Origin of the sequence: Collinsella aerofaciens ATCC 25986, from assembly GCF_964259375.1 — a bacterium.
GTDB classification, from domain to species: domain Bacteria; phylum Actinomycetota; class Coriobacteriia; order Coriobacteriales; family Coriobacteriaceae; genus Collinsella; species Collinsella aerofaciens_BO.
In genome coordinates, this window is the sequence record NZ_CAXVJM010000016.1 from 17,395 (window position 1) to 37,658 (window position 20,264).

General features: G+C 57.0%; 18 protein-coding genes. 6 read left to right on the forward strand and 12 right to left on the reverse strand.

Going from position 1 to position 20,264, the window contains the following annotated elements:
• Positions 1-15 precede the first annotated feature (15 nt).
• Complete coding sequence (locus ACEXKH_RS07725; protein ID WP_373573685.1) at positions 16-3,153, reverse strand: hypothetical protein; 3,138 nt, start codon at positions 3,151-3,153, stop codon at positions 16-18.
• Between the two features lie 198 nt (positions 3,154-3,351).
• On the opposite strand from ACEXKH_RS07725, the gene ACEXKH_RS07730 reads away from it, so the two are divergent.
• Together ACEXKH_RS07730 and ACEXKH_RS07735 are read left to right on the forward strand one after the other, a co-directional pair.
• A complete protein-coding gene (locus ACEXKH_RS07730; RefSeq protein WP_373573686.1) occupies positions 3,352-4,374 on the forward strand; it encodes a helix-turn-helix transcriptional regulator in 1,023 nt (340 codons plus the stop codon).
• Positions 4,361-5,278: a helix-turn-helix transcriptional regulator gene (locus ACEXKH_RS07735; protein ID WP_373573687.1), complete on the forward strand. Its 918-nt coding sequence runs from the start codon at positions 4,361-4,363 to the stop codon at positions 5,276-5,278. Before ACEXKH_RS07730 ends, ACEXKH_RS07735 begins: the two co-directional genes overlap by 14 nt.
• Here ACEXKH_RS07735 and ACEXKH_RS07740 read toward each other — a convergent pair.
• Together ACEXKH_RS07740 and ACEXKH_RS07745 are read right to left on the reverse strand one after the other, a co-directional pair.
• Positions 5,275-8,169, reverse strand: a complete 2,895-nt coding sequence (locus ACEXKH_RS07740; protein ID WP_373573688.1) for a helicase C-terminal domain-containing protein — start codon at positions 8,167-8,169, stop codon at positions 5,275-5,277. The genes ACEXKH_RS07735 and ACEXKH_RS07740 overlap by 4 nt on opposite strands.
• The gene (locus tag ACEXKH_RS07745; protein WP_373573689.1) at positions 8,163-9,128 is read right to left on the reverse strand and encodes a D-alanine--D-alanine ligase family protein; all 966 of its coding nucleotides are present in this window, start codon (positions 9,126-9,128) and stop codon (positions 8,163-8,165) included. The genes ACEXKH_RS07740 and ACEXKH_RS07745 overlap by 7 nt, the downstream gene beginning before the upstream one ends.
• 85 nt (positions 9,129-9,213) lie before the next feature.
• Here ACEXKH_RS07745 and rlmN point away from each other — a divergent pair, with 85 nt between their 5' ends.
• Complete coding sequence (rlmN, locus tag ACEXKH_RS07750; RefSeq protein ID WP_373573690.1) at positions 9,214-10,266, forward strand: 23S rRNA (adenine(2503)-C(2))-methyltransferase RlmN; 1,053 nt, start codon at positions 9,214-9,216, stop codon at positions 10,264-10,266.
• 199 nt (positions 10,267-10,465) lie between these two features.
• Here the strand turns inward: rlmN and ACEXKH_RS07755 are convergent, their stop codons facing one another.
• The 9 genes from ACEXKH_RS07755 to rpmH form a co-directional block, all read right to left on the reverse strand.
• Positions 10,466-10,720, reverse strand: a complete 255-nt coding sequence (locus tag ACEXKH_RS07755; RefSeq protein ID WP_373573691.1) for a hypothetical protein — start codon at positions 10,718-10,720, stop codon at positions 10,466-10,468.
• Complete coding sequence (locus ACEXKH_RS07760) at positions 10,710-11,615, reverse strand: ParB/RepB/Spo0J family partition protein (RefSeq protein ID WP_373573692.1); 906 nt, start codon at positions 11,613-11,615, stop codon at positions 10,710-10,712. Before ACEXKH_RS07760 ends, ACEXKH_RS07755 begins: the two co-directional genes overlap by 11 nt.
• Complete coding sequence (locus tag ACEXKH_RS07765) at positions 11,608-12,408, reverse strand: ParA family protein (protein ID WP_373573693.1); 801 nt, start codon at positions 12,406-12,408, stop codon at positions 11,608-11,610. Before ACEXKH_RS07765 ends, ACEXKH_RS07760 begins: the two co-directional genes overlap by 8 nt.
• A gap of 134 nt (positions 12,409-12,542) precedes the next feature.
• Positions 12,543-13,280: a 16S rRNA (guanine(527)-N(7))-methyltransferase RsmG gene (gene rsmG / locus ACEXKH_RS07770; RefSeq protein WP_373573694.1), complete on the reverse strand. Its 738-nt coding sequence runs from the start codon at positions 13,278-13,280 to the stop codon at positions 12,543-12,545.
• 96 nt (positions 13,281-13,376) lie between these two features.
• The gene (locus ACEXKH_RS07775) at positions 13,377-13,946 is read right to left on the reverse strand and encodes a Jag family protein (protein ID WP_117786710.1); all 570 of its coding nucleotides are present in this window, start codon (positions 13,944-13,946) and stop codon (positions 13,377-13,379) included.
• Between the two features lie 45 nt (positions 13,947-13,991).
• Positions 13,992-14,762 (reverse strand): YidC/Oxa1 family membrane protein insertase, encoded by a 771-nt coding sequence (locus ACEXKH_RS07780; protein ID WP_195363704.1) that lies wholly within the window; start codon positions 14,760-14,762, stop codon positions 13,992-13,994.
• 29 nt (positions 14,763-14,791) lie between these two features.
• Entirely contained in the window at positions 14,792-15,016 is a 225-nt protein-coding gene (gene yidD / locus ACEXKH_RS07785; protein ID WP_372542324.1) for a membrane protein insertion efficiency factor YidD, read from the reverse strand.
• Positions 15,013-15,351 (reverse strand): ribonuclease P protein component, encoded by a 339-nt coding sequence (gene rnpA, locus ACEXKH_RS07790; protein ID WP_006236191.1) that lies wholly within the window; start codon positions 15,349-15,351, stop codon positions 15,013-15,015. Before rnpA ends, yidD begins: the two co-directional genes overlap by 4 nt.
• Before the next feature lie 20 nt (positions 15,352-15,371).
• The gene (rpmH, locus tag ACEXKH_RS07795; RefSeq protein ID WP_019127408.1) at positions 15,372-15,506 is read right to left on the reverse strand and encodes a 50S ribosomal protein L34; all 135 of its coding nucleotides are present in this window, start codon (positions 15,504-15,506) and stop codon (positions 15,372-15,374) included.
• 345 nt (positions 15,507-15,851) lie between these two features.
• Here rpmH and ACEXKH_RS07800 point away from each other — a divergent pair, with 345 nt between their 5' ends.
• From ACEXKH_RS07800 to dnaN, 3 genes are all read left to right on the forward strand, one after another.
• Positions 15,852-17,180 (forward strand): ATP-binding protein, encoded by a 1,329-nt coding sequence (locus ACEXKH_RS07800; RefSeq protein ID WP_373573695.1) that lies wholly within the window; start codon positions 15,852-15,854, stop codon positions 17,178-17,180.
• Between the two features lie 15 nt (positions 17,181-17,195).
• Complete coding sequence (locus tag ACEXKH_RS07805) at positions 17,196-18,917, forward strand: DnaA ATPase domain-containing protein (protein ID WP_373573696.1); 1,722 nt, start codon at positions 17,196-17,198, stop codon at positions 18,915-18,917.
• Positions 18,918-19,155: 238 nt separating this feature from the next.
• Positions 19,156-20,259: a DNA polymerase III subunit beta gene (dnaN, locus tag ACEXKH_RS07810; protein ID WP_118094012.1), complete on the forward strand. Its 1,104-nt coding sequence runs from the start codon at positions 19,156-19,158 to the stop codon at positions 20,257-20,259.
• The last annotated feature ends 5 nt before the right edge of the window (positions 20,260-20,264 follow it).

The window sequence follows — 20,264 nt, forward strand, 5'->3', positions numbered from 1 at the left end:
CCTTAGCGGGTCTGTCTACGAACGACGAATGACCTCGGTCACGACCTCGGACACCGTAGCGATATTGGTCGGATTGACGTTGTACGGCAGGTCATCCTCGGTGCGAGCGCAGGCAAGGCGCGGGCCGTCCACACCGGCGATCGTAAGGGCACGACGGCTTGCCTCGAGCGCTGCGGATGCATCGGTTTTTGCATAGGGCATCTCGAACGCACCGCAATCGACGTGGAACGACTTGCACACCTTGCTGACAAGATTCATGATGCGGCGATCGCCCTTAAACAGCTGCTGCTCGCCCTCGACCGTTACCACCGAAAGCCTGCCGGCGCCGATAGACTCGAGGTTGATAAAGAACACGCCGCGGAGCTTGTCACGATGCGAGGCCAAAAACGCCCTCATGCCGGCGCCGTCGCAATCGGACGCACCCGTTGCGACGAACCAGATATCGTGGCCGAGCAGCTCATCGTCACCCATGGAGGCAACAGCCGAGAGCATATCCTCGGCAGAAGCACCATCGGAGGAGGTGGCGCCACCCTTCCAACCGTCGTCATCATCCTCGAAGTTATCCCACGAGCCAATGCCGCGGCCAGACTTCTTGGCATCGTAATCGTCCTCGACGCCCAGCCAGTCGCTCATGCTGTCCTGCTCGTTCTTCTTTTTGCGACCGAACAAGCCACCCAGGCCACGCTTCTGCGGCTTGGCGCCCGTCGAAGCAGGAGCCGAGATGGTCTCGAGCGGCTGTGCGCCCGAGGAGATGGGCATGGGGGTCGCGACCGGTGCCGATGTGGGCTCGGGACCCTGCGCCGTCGCAAAGGGATCATTTGTCTGTGCCGAAGGATCGGGAAGATCGAATAGCGATGTGCGGGACGCGACGTTGGCCTGTTGCATCGAAGGCAGCGACGGATCGGGGACCGAGGCCAGCGGCGACGAAGAGGGCGCAGGCGCGGAGGCCGGATCGGGGATATTCATTTGCTGGCGCGGAGGCACCTGAGACGAAATCTGCGCCATGAGGGAGTCGACTGTCTCGTCCTGCGTGGGAGCGACATTGGCCACCGTGGCACCGAGGTCGCTCGGTGCGGGCATGGTAAAGATCTGCGTAGAATAAGGCCTGGACACATCCGTCTTGGGAGTCTCGTCAACCGCAGGGGGCTCCTGCTCCATCGCAGGAGCCTCGACCTGCTCGGGCGCGCTGCCCTCAACGGAATCGGCCTCGTCGATAACCGAATCATCGGCGGCGTCCTGGGCATCATCGGAGATGGGAAGGGGCTCGGCAATTGCGGTGCCCTGCTTCTCAAACGTCATCGTGGCATCAAATGACATGGTGCTATCGACCGGCTGCTGCGCATCAAAGGACGTCGTAGCCTCGGCAACGTCAGCGGATGTCGGCTGCGGAGCCTCAAAAGACGTCGTAGCATCGGCGACATCGGCAGGCTCCAGCTGCTCGGCCTCGCTCTGCTCGAACTCCTGTGCCGCGCGCTCACGCTCGGCCTCGGCGGCCTGCTGTTGGGCGATGGCCTCCCGCTCGGCGGCCTCGCGGGCAGCGGCGCGCTTTTCCTCAAAGTCGTCGACGAACTTCTTGCCCTTCGCAAAGGCACCCTTAAAGAAGCTAGAAGCGCTGGCACCAATCGAGGAGAACGCGGAAGCGATATCGGCATGGGGCGTTGTCGAGGGAATCTCGGCCGAGAAATCGGTGTCACTCTCATAGGACACGCGTTGCGGGTACTCGTCATAGTCTTCGTCGGCGGTCTCGTCTTCAACCTGTGCCGGAGCGGCAGGTGCCAGAATATCCAGACCGGCTGCAGGATCGAGTGCGGGCTTTGCGTCAGACTCCGCGGCAGCAACAGGAGTAGCGACCGGCTCGGCGGGAGCAGCAGCCGTATTGGCCGCGGGCGCAGGCTCCTGTGCAACGGGAACAGGCTCCGGCTCAAACGCCGGCTCCTCGCCCTCTTCGTAATCGAGCGTGCAGGACTCGGGCAGCATGCCGAGCGCACGGATGGCATCCGAACCAAAGCGGATATTGCCGGCGGCATTGCGATAGAGCTTGGGCTTGGGCTCGGCGGCTTCGACCACCGCGGGCTCCTCCGCCGGCTCGGCGGAGGACTTTTCCTCGGTGGACACTTCGGCCTGGGCAGTCTGGTCTTGAGCCTCGGGCGCGATAACGCCGATTAGCGTCTCGTCGGCAGAGGCGCCCTCAAAACCATCGATCTGTCCATCAAAAGTCTCGTCCTGCTCGGGTGCGTCGACAGGCGCATCCGGCTGGCCAAACTCGTCCTCGTCGTAGGAAGGTTCCTCATATTCAATGGTGTTGCCGTAATCGTTTTGCTGCTGGGCCGCGGCATACTCGGCCGCCGCGCGCGCCATCTCCTCGGCGCGACGCTTCTGCTCGCCAAAATACGTGTCAAACGGAACATCGTCGGGGAACTCGTTCTCGCCCTGATAGGGGGCGACGTTATCCATGACACCCAGCATGGCGGCAACAGAGGATTTGTTGCACACCGCGCCAGACGTGTAGGGAAGCACAAAACGGTTGGAGATGATATTGGCGGCGTTGGCCAGTGCCACAAGGGAGGCCAGAATCGCGACAACCCACAGCAGTACCTTGAGCACGCCGGGAAGCGGCAGGATACGCAGGATGGCGACAGCCGCGGGCGCGATCGTGGCGACAGGCAGGAGCTTGGCGATGAGCGCGCGACACGGAGCGTAGGGCTCGCGAGCAAGGAGCTCGGCGCGGGGGGAATCATAGTGGGCCACCACGACGACCGGGCGGTTGCGCGGAGACGCAAGCGGGCCCGAGGCCTTGTGATAGGCGATGACATTTTGACTCACTCCGGTCTTTCCCAGGCGCGAAACCACGGGATGCCCCGTGCGCTCGAGCACGTAGAGCACGGCACCGACAATGGCCAGCAAGGTGCCGACCAAGCCAATGCCGCCGCCGATGCCCATCAGCAAGGCGCCGGCAAACGCCAGGATACCGGTAACGGCAAACGCCAACCTGCTGGGTGCGGGAGCATTAAATTCCTGCACCTCGGGGTCAAAGCCGTGGTTGCGGAAAATCTGAGCGATATCCTCAGCAGCCAGGCGCTCTTCTTCACTGCACGCCGGCGTAATGCCGGTGTTCTGCAGCAGGTGGTTAATATAGTTCTGGGTGTTCGCCATGTGCGCTCCACATCCATAATCCGACAAATAGGCCCAATGCATGCACATTAGAACCGTATATAGTCGAAAGTATACCCCGAGCGAGCGCAAACGACCGAATTCGGGGCATCTTAACGCCGCGAGCGGACAAGGATATAGCCTAATCTCCATATCGGACTAAAATCATGGCATCAAACGACCTTCTCATGCGAGGATTCTATGACGGCAATCGACGCGACCGCGACAATTAAAAAGGGGGCACCCGAGCCCGGTTTCGATAAAACGGCTCAGCGCATCCTCAACCTTTTCTTTGTGCTCAACAGTTCTCCCGAACCGCTGACGACCGAGCAAATCGTCCTGGATTCCGATTTGGGGTACGGCTCGGGCAATATCGACTCAGACAAGCGCAAGTTCCGCCGCGATCGCGACAAGCTGCTCGAACGCGGCATCGTTATCAGGGAGGTTCGTGCTGCCGGAGCGCAGGAAACCGAGGAGAGCGCGTGGACGATCGACCGCGAGCACACGTTTGCCGCGGGCGGTCTCATCACCGCAGACGATGCCGACATCCTGCTCAACGCCATCGACCAGACACTCGCGGCAGGCTCATCCACCTTTGCCGCGCCGCTTGCCGACATTCGCTCCAAGATTGCCTACCTCACCGGCATGTCGACGACAGGAGAGGCACCGATCCGCCGCTCTCCCGCCGTCGATGCGGTATGGAGTGCTTTTGCCGAGCGTTGCGCGCTGCGCTTTTTGTACCAAAACGGACGCGGCGAGCAACGTGAGCGGACCGTTTGCGTCTACGGCATGTTCGAGCGCGAGGGTACGGCATACTTCTGCGGCCTCGACAATGCCACCGACAATATCAGAACATTCCGCTGCGATCGCATCATTCGCGCCTGGAGGCCTTCGAAAGGCTACGCCATTCCTGCGGATTTCAACCTCAACGATTACTTATTCTTTGAGTTCGATTTTGCCGACCGCCCACCCGTTGCGGCTACGTTCTCGTTTGCGCGTGAAGCGCAGGCCGATATGATCAGCGGTCTCACGCGCGGACGAGGCGGACTCATGCGCACCGAAGCAGGTTGGACATGGACCGTTGACGTGCGCGACTTTGAAGCCGCAGCCTCGTTTTGCATGGCCCATGCCATGGATGGCATGAGGCCCGTCGCCCCCGATTCTCTCAAGCGGGCGTGGAATCACCTCATCGAAAGGACGGTGCACGAGTATGCCCGTGCGTAAACTCACCAGCGAGCAAAGACTCTCGCGCGCCATCGACATCATGGAGGCCCTCTACGCCGCCGGCGAGAATGGCATGACACGAGACGAGCTTTGCAGCCGCTTTGATATCACGGGGGCATCGCTCGACGAGATTCTCGAGATCGTCTCGACGCTTGCGGACCGAGAATCGGGTGCACGTATTATCTGTGAACGCCGCGGCGAGTGCGTGGTCCTCACCGGTGACGCGGGGCGCGTGCTACCGCTGCGCCTGAGTGCCGCCGAGGGCGCTGTGCTCAACCATGAACTTGAATCATTGGGGATCGAACCCCAAGCGGCGGCTCGAATACGGCGCGCCCTTCTTCCCAAAGAGCTCGGCTACAACCAGCGCGTCTTTGACACCGTCGCCCACGGATCGCACTGGCAGCAGCTGAGCTGCGCCATTCGGGACGGCGTTCGCTGCCGCATCTCGTATCGCTCGATGGATGACACACAAGCGCGCGAGCGTTTGGTCGACCCCTTGCGCATCACAACAAACGGCGACCAAACGTATCTGATTGCCTGGGATGTCGCGGTCGACGAGCAGCGTACCTATCGTATGGATAAAATCGAGAGCCTGACCTTGACCGACGACTCCGTCGTGCGCCATGCACCGGAGCCCGCAACCCTCCACGACTCCCTCGCCCAGGCGGAGCGGAGTGCGAAGCTTCTCATGCCGCGCGCCTTGGCAGAGCGCCTAGACTGGCCCGGCATCATGTCGATTGAACCCAATGGGGCGGACAGCTCAACGGTGAACGTACGCTACGGCTCCGAGCGCTGGCTGTTAAGCCAGGTAATCGCAGCGGGCGGGGCCATCCGCATCCTGGATGACCCCGCCCTGTCAGAGCGTCTGTGCAATATGGCAAAATCCCTCGTCTGTCCGCTTTAGCGGCGCCGCTCGTGGCGTGCGCGCCACAGCTGTAGATAGTGCCCGATTTGTGCCGACTCGATGCGCTGATAGGAGCTCGTGGGCAGCGACGTTAAGAATTTCTTGCCGTAGCCCTTCGTCACCAGGCGCGGGTCGGCCAAGATGAGCACGCCGCAATCGGTCGATGAACGAATGAGGCGACCAGCTGCCTGCTTGACCTCGAGCACGGCCTCGGGCAGCGAATAGCGTGCCCAAGCGCGGTCTTCACGCAGATTGCGCTCACATGAGAGCGGGTCTGTGGGGCTCGAGAACGGCAGCTTGGGGATGATGACGCAGCGCAGCGTCTCGCCGCTGGCGTCGAACCCCTCCCAAAAGGCCTTAAGCGCAAAGAGCGACGAGGTCGGTTCGTTGATAAAGCGATCGCGCAGACGGCGAGGAGACGAGTTGCGCTGCTGGCAGTTGAGTTCCAGGCCCGCACGAGCCATCTTGGGCTCGACACGGGCGTACAGTTCCTCCATGTCACGCCTGTTGGTGAACAGCGTGAGCACCGAGCCGCCCATGGCAAGATGAGCGTCGACCAGCACACGCTCGAGCGCCGAAAGGTAGCTCTCACGATCGCGCGGATCGGGGATATCCCCAGCCACGACCACGGCCATATTCGAATCGAAGTCGTAGCTCGAATCCAAGTGCAGTGACGATGATGTCGAGGCGCCGATGCGATCGAGGCCGACGGCATGGTTAAAGTGCTCAAAGCTCTTGGAAACCGTCATGGTCGCCGATGCAAAGATAGCCGTGTGAACCTCGGGCAGCCACTCGGTTGCCAAGGCCTCGCCAATGTCGATGCGCTCTGCGGTCATTGACTCTCCGCCGGCACGCAGCCTGCGATTGACTTGCAACGAGTACACGTAATGTTCGTCGGTACCGTCGATGATGAGCTTGAGGTTCTCGGCCAGCTCGTGCAGGCGGCGCGAGATATCACCCAGGTCGACAACAATCTCGGGCTTATCGGCGGCAACGGCTTGTACCAGCGCGTCGACGCTCTTGTCAGCTTGTTCCAATGCGTCGATGGCAGTGTAGGCCGACTGTAAGAAATCATGCCAGTCGTCAGATTCGCGCAGCTCGGGGCCAATCCATAGGTTCGCATTGTCATAGCCCCCGCGGGCACGGCGGCCAAGCTCGCGAACGCCGTCAAACACATCGGCAATCGCCATGCTCGCACGCACGACCGTCGACGTCGCCTTGGCGGTAAGACCCAGGTAGAGCGTAGAGCCCTCCGAGGTTGCCAAATCGCGGGAAACCTGGCTCAGCGCACCGGTGCTCGAGCCACCCAGGCGCTCAAACAGAACGCGCGATTCATCCGCCGATACCACGCGCGCCCATTGACGGCGTGCCTCGCGCTCGATGGAGTGGGCCTCATCGATCACCCAGTGACGAATCGGAGGCAAGATTCTGCCCTCGGCCGCAACATTGCGGAACAACAGGGAATGGTTGGTGACCACCACATCGGCATGAGCCGCGCGACGGCGGGCACCGTGGACCAGGCATTTATCAGGGAAAAACGGGCATAGGCGACGGGCGCACTCGCGCGACGCCGTCGTAAAGTCGGGACGGTTGACGCTGCGCCAGCGAATGCCGAGCGAGTCGAGGTCGCCATCGGCCGACTGACACACGTACGCCATGATGACCGCGACTGCCGTAAGCGTGTCGGCAGGATCACGCTTAGTCGTAATTTCGACTTGGCCGCGGCTCATGCGCTCAAGCTTGCGCAAGCATGGATAGTGGTCATAGCCCTTGAGGGCGCAAAACGATAGACCTCCGTCCAGCTGCTCGGCAAGTTTGGGCAGCTCATGATACATGAGCTGGTCGGCAAGATTATTCGATTTAGTCGCGATACCGACCGTGATGTTGTTGCGGCGCGCAGCCTCAGCAAAAGGCACCAGGTAAGCCATCGATTTGCCGACGCCCGTCCCCGCCTCAATCACGCGATGCGTTCCCGTAACGAGTGCGTCACGGACCTCGAGCGCCATCGCGATCTGTTCATCGCGCGGCTCGTAGGTGGGATACATGCGATTGACCAGGCCGCCCGGGGCATAGTCCGCCTCGATTTCCTCGCGGCTCGGCATCTTAAGGACCGGAAGCTCGTCCGCATCAACGCGATCATCGGCCCGATCGGCCTTGAGTACGTCGGCGCGGGCGGCGCTGAGAGAGAAGATAGAACCAGGGTTCTGCCCTGCCAAGAACGAGAAGATAGGACGATAGGACCAAGGCACGTCCGGATGCATGTCGGCTAGGCGCGCCATGAGGCCCTGGGGCAAGTCGGTGAGCGCCACGAGCAACACGCGCCATACGCCACACAGGGCGTCGACGTCGGCATTGGCACGGTGTGATACCGAGTCGCAGCCAAACAGATCGGCCATAAAAGACAGCTTGTGCGAGGCCAGGCGCGGAAGCGCGATGCGCGACAGCGCCAGCGAATCGATCCAAATATCGCTCACGTTGACGCCGCCTTTGACCGACTCGATAAACGAGCGGTCGAACGTGGCGTTGTGTGCGATCACCGGGCAGCCACCGACAAAATCGGCGAGAGCGGCGACGGCCTCAACGGCCGACGGGGCATCTGCCACATCGGCATTTGTAATGCTCGTGAGCTCGGTGATCTCGGCGGGAATCAGCTGCTTGGGATGCACGAAGGTATCGAAGCGGTCGACGATCTCGCGGCCCGAAAGACGGGCCGCCGAGATCTCGATCAGTTCATTGTCCTGCACCGAAAGACCCGTGGTCTCGGTATCGAGAACGATCACATCTTCCTCGATAAGACCGAAGGACTGCGTTTTGGCGCGTTCAGCAAGCTTGGCATAGGAGTCGATGACAAACTGCGGCGTTCCTGACGAAACCGCGTCCTCGATTAGCATGCAATGCCCGCTCGACGAAGGCCCATACGGATCAGGCTGTCACAGACCTGCGGGAACGTCATGTCGTCGGTGTGACGGATCTCATCCGGATACAGCGACGTATCGGTCATTCCGGGAATGGTATTGGTCTCGAGGATAACGGGGCCGTCCTCACTCACAATAAAGTCGCTGCGCGAGATACCCAGGCAACCGAGGGCCTTGTGAGCGGCACAGGCAAGTTCCTGAGCGCGAGCGTAATTCTCGGGTGAAATCTGCGCCGGAATGCGATGGATGTCCGTAGGGTCGATATACTTCACGTCCAGATCGTAGAACTCGCAGTCCTTGGGCTTACGAATCTCGACAATCGGCAGAGCGCGCACGTCATCTTCGCCGTATACGCCGACGGTGATCTCGGTACCCTCGATGCACTTCTCGACCAGCACCTTATCGCCGTACTCAAACGCCTTGGCGATTGCCGCGGGCAGCTCGGAGGGCTCATGGACCAGGGAAATGCCATAGCTGGAACCGTTGACGGCCGGCTTCACAAAGCAGCGCTCGCCACAAACCCCGACGATATGATCGATATCGACTTCATCGCCCACCTCGAGCGCAAGGCCGGGGGCAATGGGAATGCCCGCCTTGGCGTATAGGAGCTTAGAGACCTCCTTGTCGGCACCGCAGGCGCTGGCAAGTACGCCCGAGGCCGTGTAGGGGATACCCAGGGTCTCCATGGCACCCTGCATGGCGCCATCCTCACCGCCGGCGCCGTGCATGGCGATAAATGCCACATCGAATCCGCCGGTCGCCATGGTTACCATAAAGTCATCGGCGGCCGTGTCAAGCAGCTCCACCGAGGTGTAGCCGGCTTCCTTCAGTGCCACCACAACGTTCTTTCCCGAATCGAGCGAGATCTCGCGCTCGGCGGAATGACCGCCCGCCAAGACCGCTACGTGCATGTTCTCTAGGCTTTTACCCGGCATGGGCAGACTCCTCCTCTATAATTTCTGCAGCTGATACCATATTGTAGCGATACCCTCTACGTTTCCCCAAAATCGAAAGGCTTCCATGAATCCCAGGACTAAATCTCAGGACATTCGCGACTTGAGCCAAAACGATATTCGCGAGCTTGTTGCCGAACTTGGCCAGCCCGCCTTCCGTGCGAAGCAGCTCATCGAATGGGTCTTTGAGAAGAACGTTTGTTCGTTTGACGATATGACCAACCTTTCCAAGGCTTTCCGCGAGCAGCTTAAAGAGGCTTTTGCCTTTGATACGCCGACTGAACTCACCAAGCAGGTTTCCAAAGATGGCTCTCGCAAATATCTGCTCGAGTACCACGACGGCATTTCCGTCGAGACCGTCGGTATGCCTCGTCGTAACAAGCTTTCCGTCTGCGTTTCCACACAGGCAGGCTGTGGCATGGGCTGCGCCTTTTGCGCTACCGGTCTCAACGGCCTCAAGCGCTCTCTGACCGCTCAGGAAATCGTCGACCAGGTGTTGCACGTCTCGAATGATTTTGGCGAGCGCGCCACAAGCGTTGTCTTCATGGGCCAGGGCGAGCCGTTTGCCAACTACGACGAGGTTCTCAAGGCGCTGCGAATCCTCAACGACCCCGATGGTATCGGCATTGGAGCCCGTCACCTTACTGTCTCTACCAGCGGTGTTATTCCCGGTATTCGCAAGTTTGCCGACATTCCCGAGCAGTTTACGCTCGCCGTGTCGCTGCACTCCGCCATCCAGTCCACGCGCAACAAGATTATGCCTGGCGTCAAAAAGTACACGCTTCTGCGCCTTCACGAGGCGCTGCAGCTCTACACCGAGAAAACCGGGCGCCGCCCGACCTATGAGTATGCCATGATTGAAGGCGTCAACGATACGAATCCCGAAATGCAGGCGCTCTGCGACTTCTGCGAGGGAACGCTGTGCCACGTTAACCTGATTCAGCTTAATGACATCGAGGGCAGCCCGCTCAAGCCGTCTCCGATTCATAAGGTTGAGGACCTTCAGCGTCGTCTTGAGTCCCGTGGCATCGAGACCACGATTCGTAACTCCCGCGGTAACGATATTGACGCCGCTTGCGGACAGCTGAAACAGCGCTTCAAAGTTCAGAAGAACGCATAGGGGAGTCGCGCTCCAAAACGTTTCATGTGAAACATCGAACGGCCCCGGTTGCAGGATATGCAACCGGGGCCGTTTCATTTATTGACCTCGATTTTGGATCAACTGCTACCTTTCCCATTTTTTACGGACAAAATAAGGGGCCCTTGTCTCATGAATCAGACAAGGGCCCGAAAAAATATGCAGGGTAATTGTTAGGTACCTAATAGCCTACATTTTCCCATTGGTTGCTAACCCAACCTTGATTAATCCTAGGATTTTTCGTTACCTGAGCAGTGCGCATGGCAACATCTTCTGTCATAACATCCATTTTCTTCTTGGACGTATCAACGATATCTTGCGCGCCACGAAGCAAACGGCCTCGAAGTTCATCGTCTGTCGCGATCTTATATCCAGCAAAGGCACCAGCCGCGACAGTCGTCGCCAATGCAATTACAGTTAAAATCTTATTCCTCATCTTGGCCTCCTTGATCAAACTGAATCATTTCGCCAAGAATACGAGAGAGCTCTTCCTCGTCTTTAAACTCAATCTCAATCTTATTCTTTCCACGCGAGCTCTTCACACGCACGTTGGTATTAAACACCTGACGAAGTACACGCGCGGCCTTTTTAAAAGACTGAGGCGTTGCAGGTCGCGGCGCCTTAGGTGTCTCTCCGGCAGAAAACAATGGAGCAAGATTTTCTGTCGCTCTTACGGAAAGGCCCTCCGCAATAACCTTCTCTGCAAGTCGAATTCGAGCATCCTCATAGGGAACTGCAAGAATCGCACGTGCGTGACCAGCAGTAAGTTTACCCTCAAAAATCATCTGCTGAACAACTTCAGGGAGATCGAGAAGGCGCAGCGAGTTTGTAATTGCAGAGCGTGACTTACTTACAGCCTTCGACAATGCCTCCTGGGTCATACCGCTGGCATCGATGAGCTGGCGATATCCCTTAGCCTCTTCAACGGGATTCAGATCAGAACGCTGAAGGTTTTCAATAAGAGCAAGAGCCAGCATCTCTTCATCATTAACATCTTTAATGATGACAGGCAGCTCCTCAAGACCAGCAAGCTTTGACGCCTGGTAACGACGCTCTCCAGCGATGATCTCATAGCCGTTTCCATTCTTGCGAACCAAAAGCGGCTGCAAAACGCCATGTTCTTGGATTGACTCGCTCAACTCACGAAGTTCAGTTTCGTTAAAGTGAATTCGCGGCTGATTAGGGTTAGGAACGATATCTTCAATAGGTAATTTTGTTTCAGATGCAGCATTTGAAGCAGGTGCAGACGAACTACCGGTCTCATACTCGGCCTCAGAGACCAAAGCATTGAGTCCACGCCCCAATCCGCCACGTTTCTTTGCACTAGGCACGCTTGATCACCTCTTTTGCAAGGTTCATATACGCTTTTGCACCCTTATTTTGAGGTGCATAGGTAATTACTGGTTCTCCAAAAGACGGAGCTTCGGAGATTTTAACCGTACGGGGGATCAGCGTCTTAAACGCCTTGTCCCCAAAGTACGATTGAACCTCCTCAACAACCTGATTCGATAGAGAAGTACGCGAGTCATACATGGTCATAAGCACACCATAGGTGTCTAAACTCTTGTTCAGACGTGATTTGACCATCTTCATTGACTCAAGCAGCTTCGTAACGCCCTCGAGTGCGTAATACTCGCACTGGATTGGAATCAAAACACTGTCTGCTGCAGTCAAGGCGTTGATGGTAAGTAAGCCAAGCGAAGGAGGACAGTCAATGAAAATAAAATCGAACTCGTCCTGAATCGGCTCAAGCAAATCTTTGAGGCGGGTTTCACGAGCAATTGCGCTTACGAGCTCAATTTCGGCGCCTGCAAGCTGAATCGTAGCTGGAATTACGAATACCTTTTTGCAATTTGTATCAAGAACAAGCGATTCTGCCGGCACATCATTCAACAATGCATCATAGATGCAGTGATCAAGGTCTTCTTTTTCAATTCCAAATCCACTGGTACTGTTTCCCTGCGGATCAAAATCGACAATCAGTGTCTTACGACCCTGCTCACCCAGTGCTGCTGCAAGGTTTACAGCCGTCGTTGACTTACCGACGCCGCCTTTTTGATTGATGATTGCAATGATACGCGTGTCTTTTGCGTTCTTAGAACGCTTAACGTCGCGAAATCCCACGGTCCCTCCTGGTGTGTATTAAAGCTGTCAAACGGAGGATGTTTCACGTGAAACATTCCGATTCGATATCAACCGCCATGTTTCACGTGAAACACTGCAAGTTGTTAGTATCCATTATGTTTCACGTGAAACATCTAGGCAAGCGGATTCTTCTTAGCCATGCCATTTGCACGAGGCAATGAAACGGATGCTGGATGACTCTTCTTGAGAACAATGAACTCCCTGTGGCCCAAGCCCTCAGGCAAATCGATTGCGTCATTAAGAAGCAAAGTGAAGCCGCAAATCTTAGCTGCCGACATACCGGAAACTAGCTCCTCATCCGAAGGATTACCCTTGGTGATAACAAATAGACCTCCATCCTTGAGGAACGGAGCCGCATACTCAACAAGAATCGGTAGAGGGGCAAGTGCGCGGGCGGTTACGACAGAAAACTGCTTCTTATGCCTTCGAGCATATTCTTCAAGGCGATCATGAATCGCATGAGCATGTTTCAACCCAAGAGCATGAACAAAAGAATTGACGGCATCGACCTTCTTACCAACAGAGTCAATATAAGTAGTTTTACGATGCGTGGCTATGGTTAACGGAATACCAGGGAAGCCCGCACCTGTACCCATATCGAGCAAAGCTCCCTCAGGAGCCTTATTGATATAGGGGAGCAAAACAAGTGAGTCGAGGATATGAAGTACCGCAGCATCTTCTACGTTAAGAATACGGGTGAGATTAGTTGTCTTATTTGTTTCCAGAACCAAATCCAAATGCTGAATACATTTCCTCAGCTCAACATCAGATACGCTCAAGGAATACTCTTTGCAATAGGAAGATAGACGAGTCAACATCTCGTCAGCTTGCTGATCAGTAAGTACTAACAACGAAAGCTCCTTTCTGACAAAAATCAGTGTATCGAGAACTTTTGACAAAAAAAGGGGACGTGGAAACCACGTCCCCTTAGCATAAGCTCGAGCAGATTATCGAGCAACAATCACCACATGGCGATCAGGGTCAGAACCCTCAGAATGAGTATCGACGGCATCATTGCCACGAAGTGCAATGTGAACCAGTCGGCGCTCATAGGCATTCATGGGCGGAAGCGAAACACTCTTATGAGTACGAATGGCACGCTCGGCGGCAGACTGAGCCATAGAGGCAACCTTGTCCTGACGACGGCTCTTGTAGCCCTCAACGTCAACCACAACCGGATACCTAAAGCCAAGCTTGCGGCTCACCAGCAAAGAGAACATAACCTGAAGGGCATCAAGGGTACGGCCATGACGGCCAATGAGAACAGCAAGATCGGGAGCCGTAACATCCAAAATCAGCTCGCCCTCGTCGCCCTCGTACTCATCAATAGGAGAGTTGGCGGCATCGAAGTGCGAAAGGATGGAACGCAGAATGGAAATCGCAACATCGGCAATGGTGTCGAGCTCCTCATCGGTCAGCTCTTCACCGGCCTTGTAGCGCTGTGCAATCTCGGGATAATCGCCCGCAATCTGCGGGGCAACCTCCTCAAGCATATCCTCGATGATCTCTTCAGACATAACGTACTCCAAAAGTTAGGTACCTAAATAAGATTGATATCCCGACTACTTCTTCTTGTGCGGACGCGGCTTCTTCTCGCGACGGGTAACCTCGACCTGTAGCGGAGCGTTCTTGAGGCGCTCCTCCTCATCGGCCTTGGCCTTGTCGATAACCTTCTGCGTCACAAAAATCTGCTGGATAACCTGCCAGGCAGAAGACACATCGTAGTAAAGCAGAACGCCGACGGGCAGGCTCCAGCCCATCCAAAGCATCATGACGGTCATGACAACGGCCATCATGCGCATGCTCTGGGCCTGCTGACCGGTCTGATTGCGAGACATATACAGCTGCGGAATCAGGGTCAAGACAGCGAACAGAATCAGGCAAACCAGCGCAGGCAGCGCAACCATAAAGCCATCGGCAAAGGAAGCGCTCGGCGTGGTGGTAAGGTCAGGCAGGATGTTGAAGAACGAGAACGTGCCGTCGCTAAAGTAGTTCGGCAGGTTACGCAGTAGCGTAAACAGGGCGAACAGGACGGGCATCTGGATCAACAGCGGCAGACAACCAGCCATGGGGTTGAACTTGTTCTCGCTGTAGAACTTCTGCATCTCCTCGGCCTGACGCTGGGGATCGTCGGCATAGCGCTCCTGGATCTCGAGCATCTTAGGCTGCAGCACCTGCATGCGAGCCGTCGACTTGGTCGACTTGAGCATAAGCGGCGTCAGCAGCAGACGGATGATGACCACCAAAATGATGATGGACAGGCCCCAGTCGACCGCAAAGGTCTGGATGAGCTTGAGCAGCTCAAAAAGGATGTTAACGATCCAATCCCACATGTAAGTTTTCCTCCGATAGCGAGTGCCCGCTAAGGCACAGGGTCATAACCGCCGACGTGCAGGGGATTGCAGCGAGCGATGCGCCTCACGGCAAGCCAGCAGCCTCTCAAAACACCGTACTTCTCAATCGCCTGAACGGCGTATTGCGAGCACGTTGGGTAATAAATGCAGGCGTCAGGTAATAAGGGCGAAACAACCTGTTGATATATGCGAATAGGAGCGATGGCAACACGTCGCAAAACGTGATTGCTCATCGCTCCTCCCCGGCAACGCCGGCGCGTTTCATAAGCGAACGCAATGCCTTGTCCATCTCCTGCGGCGAGGAAACCCTCGTCTTGGGAGTCGCGAACAAGATGATGTCATAACCCGCAACGGGAAATCCACAGCTGCGGGCGGCCTCGCGCATCACACGCTTAGATCGGTTGCGCACGACAGCACAACCGAGTCGTTTAGCACCAACGAAGGCGACCCTTCCGGAGTCGCCTTCGCCAACCGATTCACATATGGTCATTCGAATCAGAGGGTGATTGAAACGACGCCCCTGACTGAACACATGCTCGAAATCTTGCCGAGACTTAATAGTCTTCATGCGAGATGTGTGTATCGCTGCTAGACAGTGAGACGCTTGCGGCCCTTGGCGCGACGACGGGCGAGCACGGCACGACCACCCTTAGTGGCCATACGGGCACGGAAGCCATGGGTCTTGGCACGCTTACGCTTATTAGGCTGATACGTACGCTTCATCTTAAGTTCCTCCTGCTGCATTTCGAGTGTCCGCGGGGGCGCGGACGCAGATATAGACACGTGAGCTTGAAGATTGTAGGGAAATCAATGTTCAAATGTCAAGAAATCAAAGGTAAAAGGTTGCAAAGAGTACACGGTTCCCCCATAAGCAGAACCGGCATTTGAGGCAGCAGGCAACTTTTCACGATATTTCATCGAGTTTTCAACAGGTCATATTGGAAATGTTGAGAACTTTTCGTCCGTTTTCCAAAGTTTTCAACAGGTTTTGAAAACTTGTCGAAAGATGAGAAACATTGCGCGGTGAGCTACTATTTGTTCAAAACCTTTTGAAAGATTGCGAGCGGCATGTCTGACGACTTCTACACCATGGTCGATTCCGGTGATCCGGCACCCGACAACGAGCACATCACCGGCGTGCGCGAAGAACGCAACGAGAGCGAGCAGGTCACCGCACAAGCACCAAAGGCCATGTATGCAGCGCGCATCGCGGTCTACGATGACATGCTGTCGACACCGCGTGTCATCGTCATCGAACCGCAAGACGTCCGTACCTACCTGGAAGAGACAACCAACACCGTCTACCAGTGCATGAAAGAGCAGGGAGGACGCATCTCGCTGATGGTTATCCGCGAGATTGTCGAAAACTTTATCCACGCGCATTTCGCAGAGCCCATCATCTCAATTCTCGACGGTGGCGATACCATCCGCTTTGCCGATCAGGGTCCGGGCATCGACGACAAAGAGCGTGCCTTCGACTTTGGCGTAACCAGCGCAAACAGCAAGATGAAACGGTATATCCGCGGCACCGGCGCCGGGTTTCCCATGGTACAGGAGTACTTGGAAAACGCCGGCGGCGCCGTCTCCATCGAGGACAACATGGGTAACGGCACCGTCGTGACGGTAAGTCTGAACCCCAAGCGCGTGCAGGAAATCGAGCGTGCTGGCGGGCGCGGGGCAGCCGTGCGACCCGAAACAGAGCAGCAGGCATATCCCCTAACCAACACGTTTGCACAGCAGCCTGCGGCGCAGCAGATGCAGCAGCCTGGAAGTTTCCCCATGCAAGACCCCCAGGCACCGCTGGGCAACGCAATGCAAAACATGCCGGAGAGCATAGGCTCGGCAGATCTGGACACAGGCACCGTGCAGCAGGCAGCGGCCATGCCAAACGCCCCGCAAATGGGCTATCAACCGTACCCGCAAGGGTATCCTCCCCAATATATGCCGCAGCAGGGATACGCCCAGCCGTATCCCCAACAGTATCCTCAGGGATACCAGCAGCCGTACCAACAGATGCCCCAGGCGCAGTACAACCCATGGGCCCAGCAGATGCCTCCGCAGCCTTACCAACAGTGGCCGCAAAGTTTTCAACAGCAGCCGCTGCCCATGCAGAGTTCTCAACAACCAGCAGCTCAAATGATGTATCCTAATGCGGCGAATCAATATGCACAGCCGCAGCAAAACGTATTTGTGAGCGAGCGCGGCGAAGCGGCACTGGGCTATCTGGCTCAAAACCAGGAGTGTGGCGCAACCGACCTGGCACGAGCGTTTGGAAACTCGGCGCCCACGTGGTCGCGAACGCTCAACGACTTGGCGCAAGCCGGCTTGGTCATCAAACATGGCCAGAAATATCATCTGACCGAAATAGGCAGCGCTCGCGTGCGAGCCCAAAGTTAAGGAACGGGAGAGACAGTGGACGAGGAAGCAAGCATCATCCTGGGGGATGCCATCGCCTTTTGTCAGCGCGACGGCCAAGATGCACGCCTCATCAATATGCTGGGACAATCGCGCCCCGTGAGTTTAACCGAGGACACTCTGACGATTGAGGCCCCTTCACGCTTTGCCATCGCTCAGCTCAAAAAGCATCAGCCGACCATCGAGGCCTATCTGGAAGAGATAGCCTTTGCGCCGATCGCGCTCAACATCGTGGCACCGCAAGGCGCCTCGGCAGATACGGCCCCGGTCACTCACCCGGTAGCGACCGCCGCCGCAGCGGCAACGCCGGCGCCCGAACCTCGACGCGACGATGTTTCCCGTGAAACCATGGCACCGCAGCCGACCGCTTCGGTCGCACCGGCGGTAGAGCCAGCCCCCTCGCCCATCCCGACCGCCACGCACATGCCCGTCGCACACGAGGCGACACCCGGGGAGGAATCGGGCATTGCAATCAAAAACACGTTGTCCGCCGACGATTTCCGCCGCATGATGACCCAAATGAATGGCAGGCCACCGGCGAAAAGCGCAAGTTCGTCCGCAGCGCCGGCAGCACCTTCGGCGGCCCCGACGGCAGTCGAGAAAAACGCGGACGGGGCACCCCTCGCAGCGAATTCGAAATTCACGTTTGAAAACTTCGTCTTCGGACCGGAGAACAGTCTTGCCTACCGATCGGCGCTCAAATTCGCCATGCTTGCAGACACGCCCGGCACCTGCACGTCGCTGTTCATCTACGGCAAATCGGGCCTGGGCAAGACGCACCTGCTGCTCGCCATCAAAAACGAGTTGGCAGAGAAATCGCCCGAGATCAAGGTGAAGTACGCCAACTCGCAGGCATATCTGGACGACTTGATGACGGAATTCGACCGCCAAAAGAAGAGCAACGCCCCCATTATGCAGGCATACCACGGCGTCGACGTGCTTATCATCGATGACATCCAGAACATCATTGGCAAGCGCGCGAGCGTGGATTACTTCTTCCAGTTGATGGACGAATTCATCCGTAACAACAAGAAGGTCGTGATCGCCGCCGATCGCGCTCCCAAGGACCTCAATATGGACGAGCGCCTGACCAGCCGCTTTAATGCCGGCCTGCTGTGCCTGGTGGCGGAGCCCAGCTACGAGATGAAGTACAAGATTTTGCAGCGCTATTACGAGAACACGATCGCCACCGCACCCGAGGCGGGCAACGACTCGCTGCTGGCGGCCTACGGGGGCGGCGGCGGACATCTGACCGACGCGCACTTTAAACACATGGCCGAGGTCTCGGGCACCAACATTCGCGAGCTCGAGAGCTTTTGCGAGCGTTGCGCCGGTGAAGCGGGCGATCGCGAGCGCGAGGGCGGGGAGCTCACCTTTGACGACATCGACGCCATCGCCAACCAGTACTTCGACACATCGGCCAAGAAGATCAATGTGCAGACGGTCCAGTCCGTCATCGAGGAGCAATACGGTGTGACGCACGAGGAACTCATCGGGCCTCGCCGCAACGCCAATATCGCCAAGGCGCGCCATATCGCTATCTACCTGGCGATTGAGATGTGCGAGATGACGACGACGGCCGTGGGCGCCGAGTTTGGCAACCGCAACCACTCGACCGTCAGCACGAGCTATAAAAAGGTTCAGAAGATGATTCAGGAAGACCGGACTGTTACCGAAGACCTCAAGTCGCTGCGCGATAAAATTACACTGCGCTCGTAGGTAAATTGACACAGCTGTTGAAAACTTGTCGAAACGGCGGTTATAAGGTGTCGAAAACTCGAGCCGCGGTGATGAAAAGTTTTGCGCAGGTTTTGAACGTGGAAAACATACCCGATTGCACACAGGTTCCTGTCGATTCTCTTTTTAGGGCTGACCTGCACTTTTAGGAGTAATCAACAGTTTCGTCAGTACTATTACTATTATTAAGATATTTATATCTATAGAAAGGTATTAAAAGATGAAGTTCACCGTCAGCCAGAGCTCGCTTACGCAAGCCATCGGCGTCGTTATGAAAGGCGTCGCTTCGGCATCCACCCTTCCCATTCTGTCGGGCGTGCTCGTTAAGGCACAAGACGGCATCTTGGAATTCCAGACCTCCAACTACACCATCTCGATTCGTCACCGCATCGCGGCTCATGTCGAAGAGGAGGGCGAGATGGTGATTCCCTGTAAGATGCTCTCCAGCATCACCAAGACCCTTCCCGATGCACCGGTCACCTTTGAGCTGTCCGAGCGTCAGGTTTTGATTGGCTGCGAGAAGAGCTCTTTCCGCCTCAACACGCTCGATGCTAACGACTTTCCCGAGTTCCCGGCATACGCCATCGAGAGCGCCGTCGAGCTACCGACTGATATTCTGTCCGAAATGGTAAGTCGCGTATGGCGCGTCACCTCGACTGACAAGGCCCGCCCCATCCTGGGTGGCGTGCACATGAAGGTCGAGAACAACACCGTGCGCCTGGTCGCGACCGACTCCTTCCGACTGGCCGTGTGCGATACGCAGGTCGAGACCTCGACCCTCGAAGGTTCCTTTGAGCTCAACGTGCCTGCCGACGCCTTCAACGACGCGCTGAGCATCATGGCGAGTCAGGCTACCATCATGATCGGCGCCACCGACACCCAGGTTGTCTTTGAGGCCGGCAACACCACCTACGTGTCGCGCCGCATCGAGGGCGTATATCCCAATTACAAGCAGCTCATCCCCGATTCGTGCGTGACGAGCGTCAAGATCGACGTGGCCGCCTTTAACGCCGCCCTTAAGCGTGTGGCCGTTATCGCGAGCGCCAACCCCGCTGTCAAGTTTGAGATTGACGTCGAGAACGGCCAGATGGGCCTGTCCTCCATTTCCAACGACCAGGATCTGGCGCAGGAGACGATCGATGTCGAGGCCGAGGGCGAGTCGGGCACCATCGCCTTCAACTACCACTACATCTTTGGCTGCCTCAATGCCCTGTCCAAGGAGAAGGAGATCACGCTGGAGCTCAAGAGCTATTCGCAGGCTGGCATCTTCAAGTCCTATGACAAGATCAACTACCTGTACCTGGTCATGCCGGTACGCATCTAGCACTA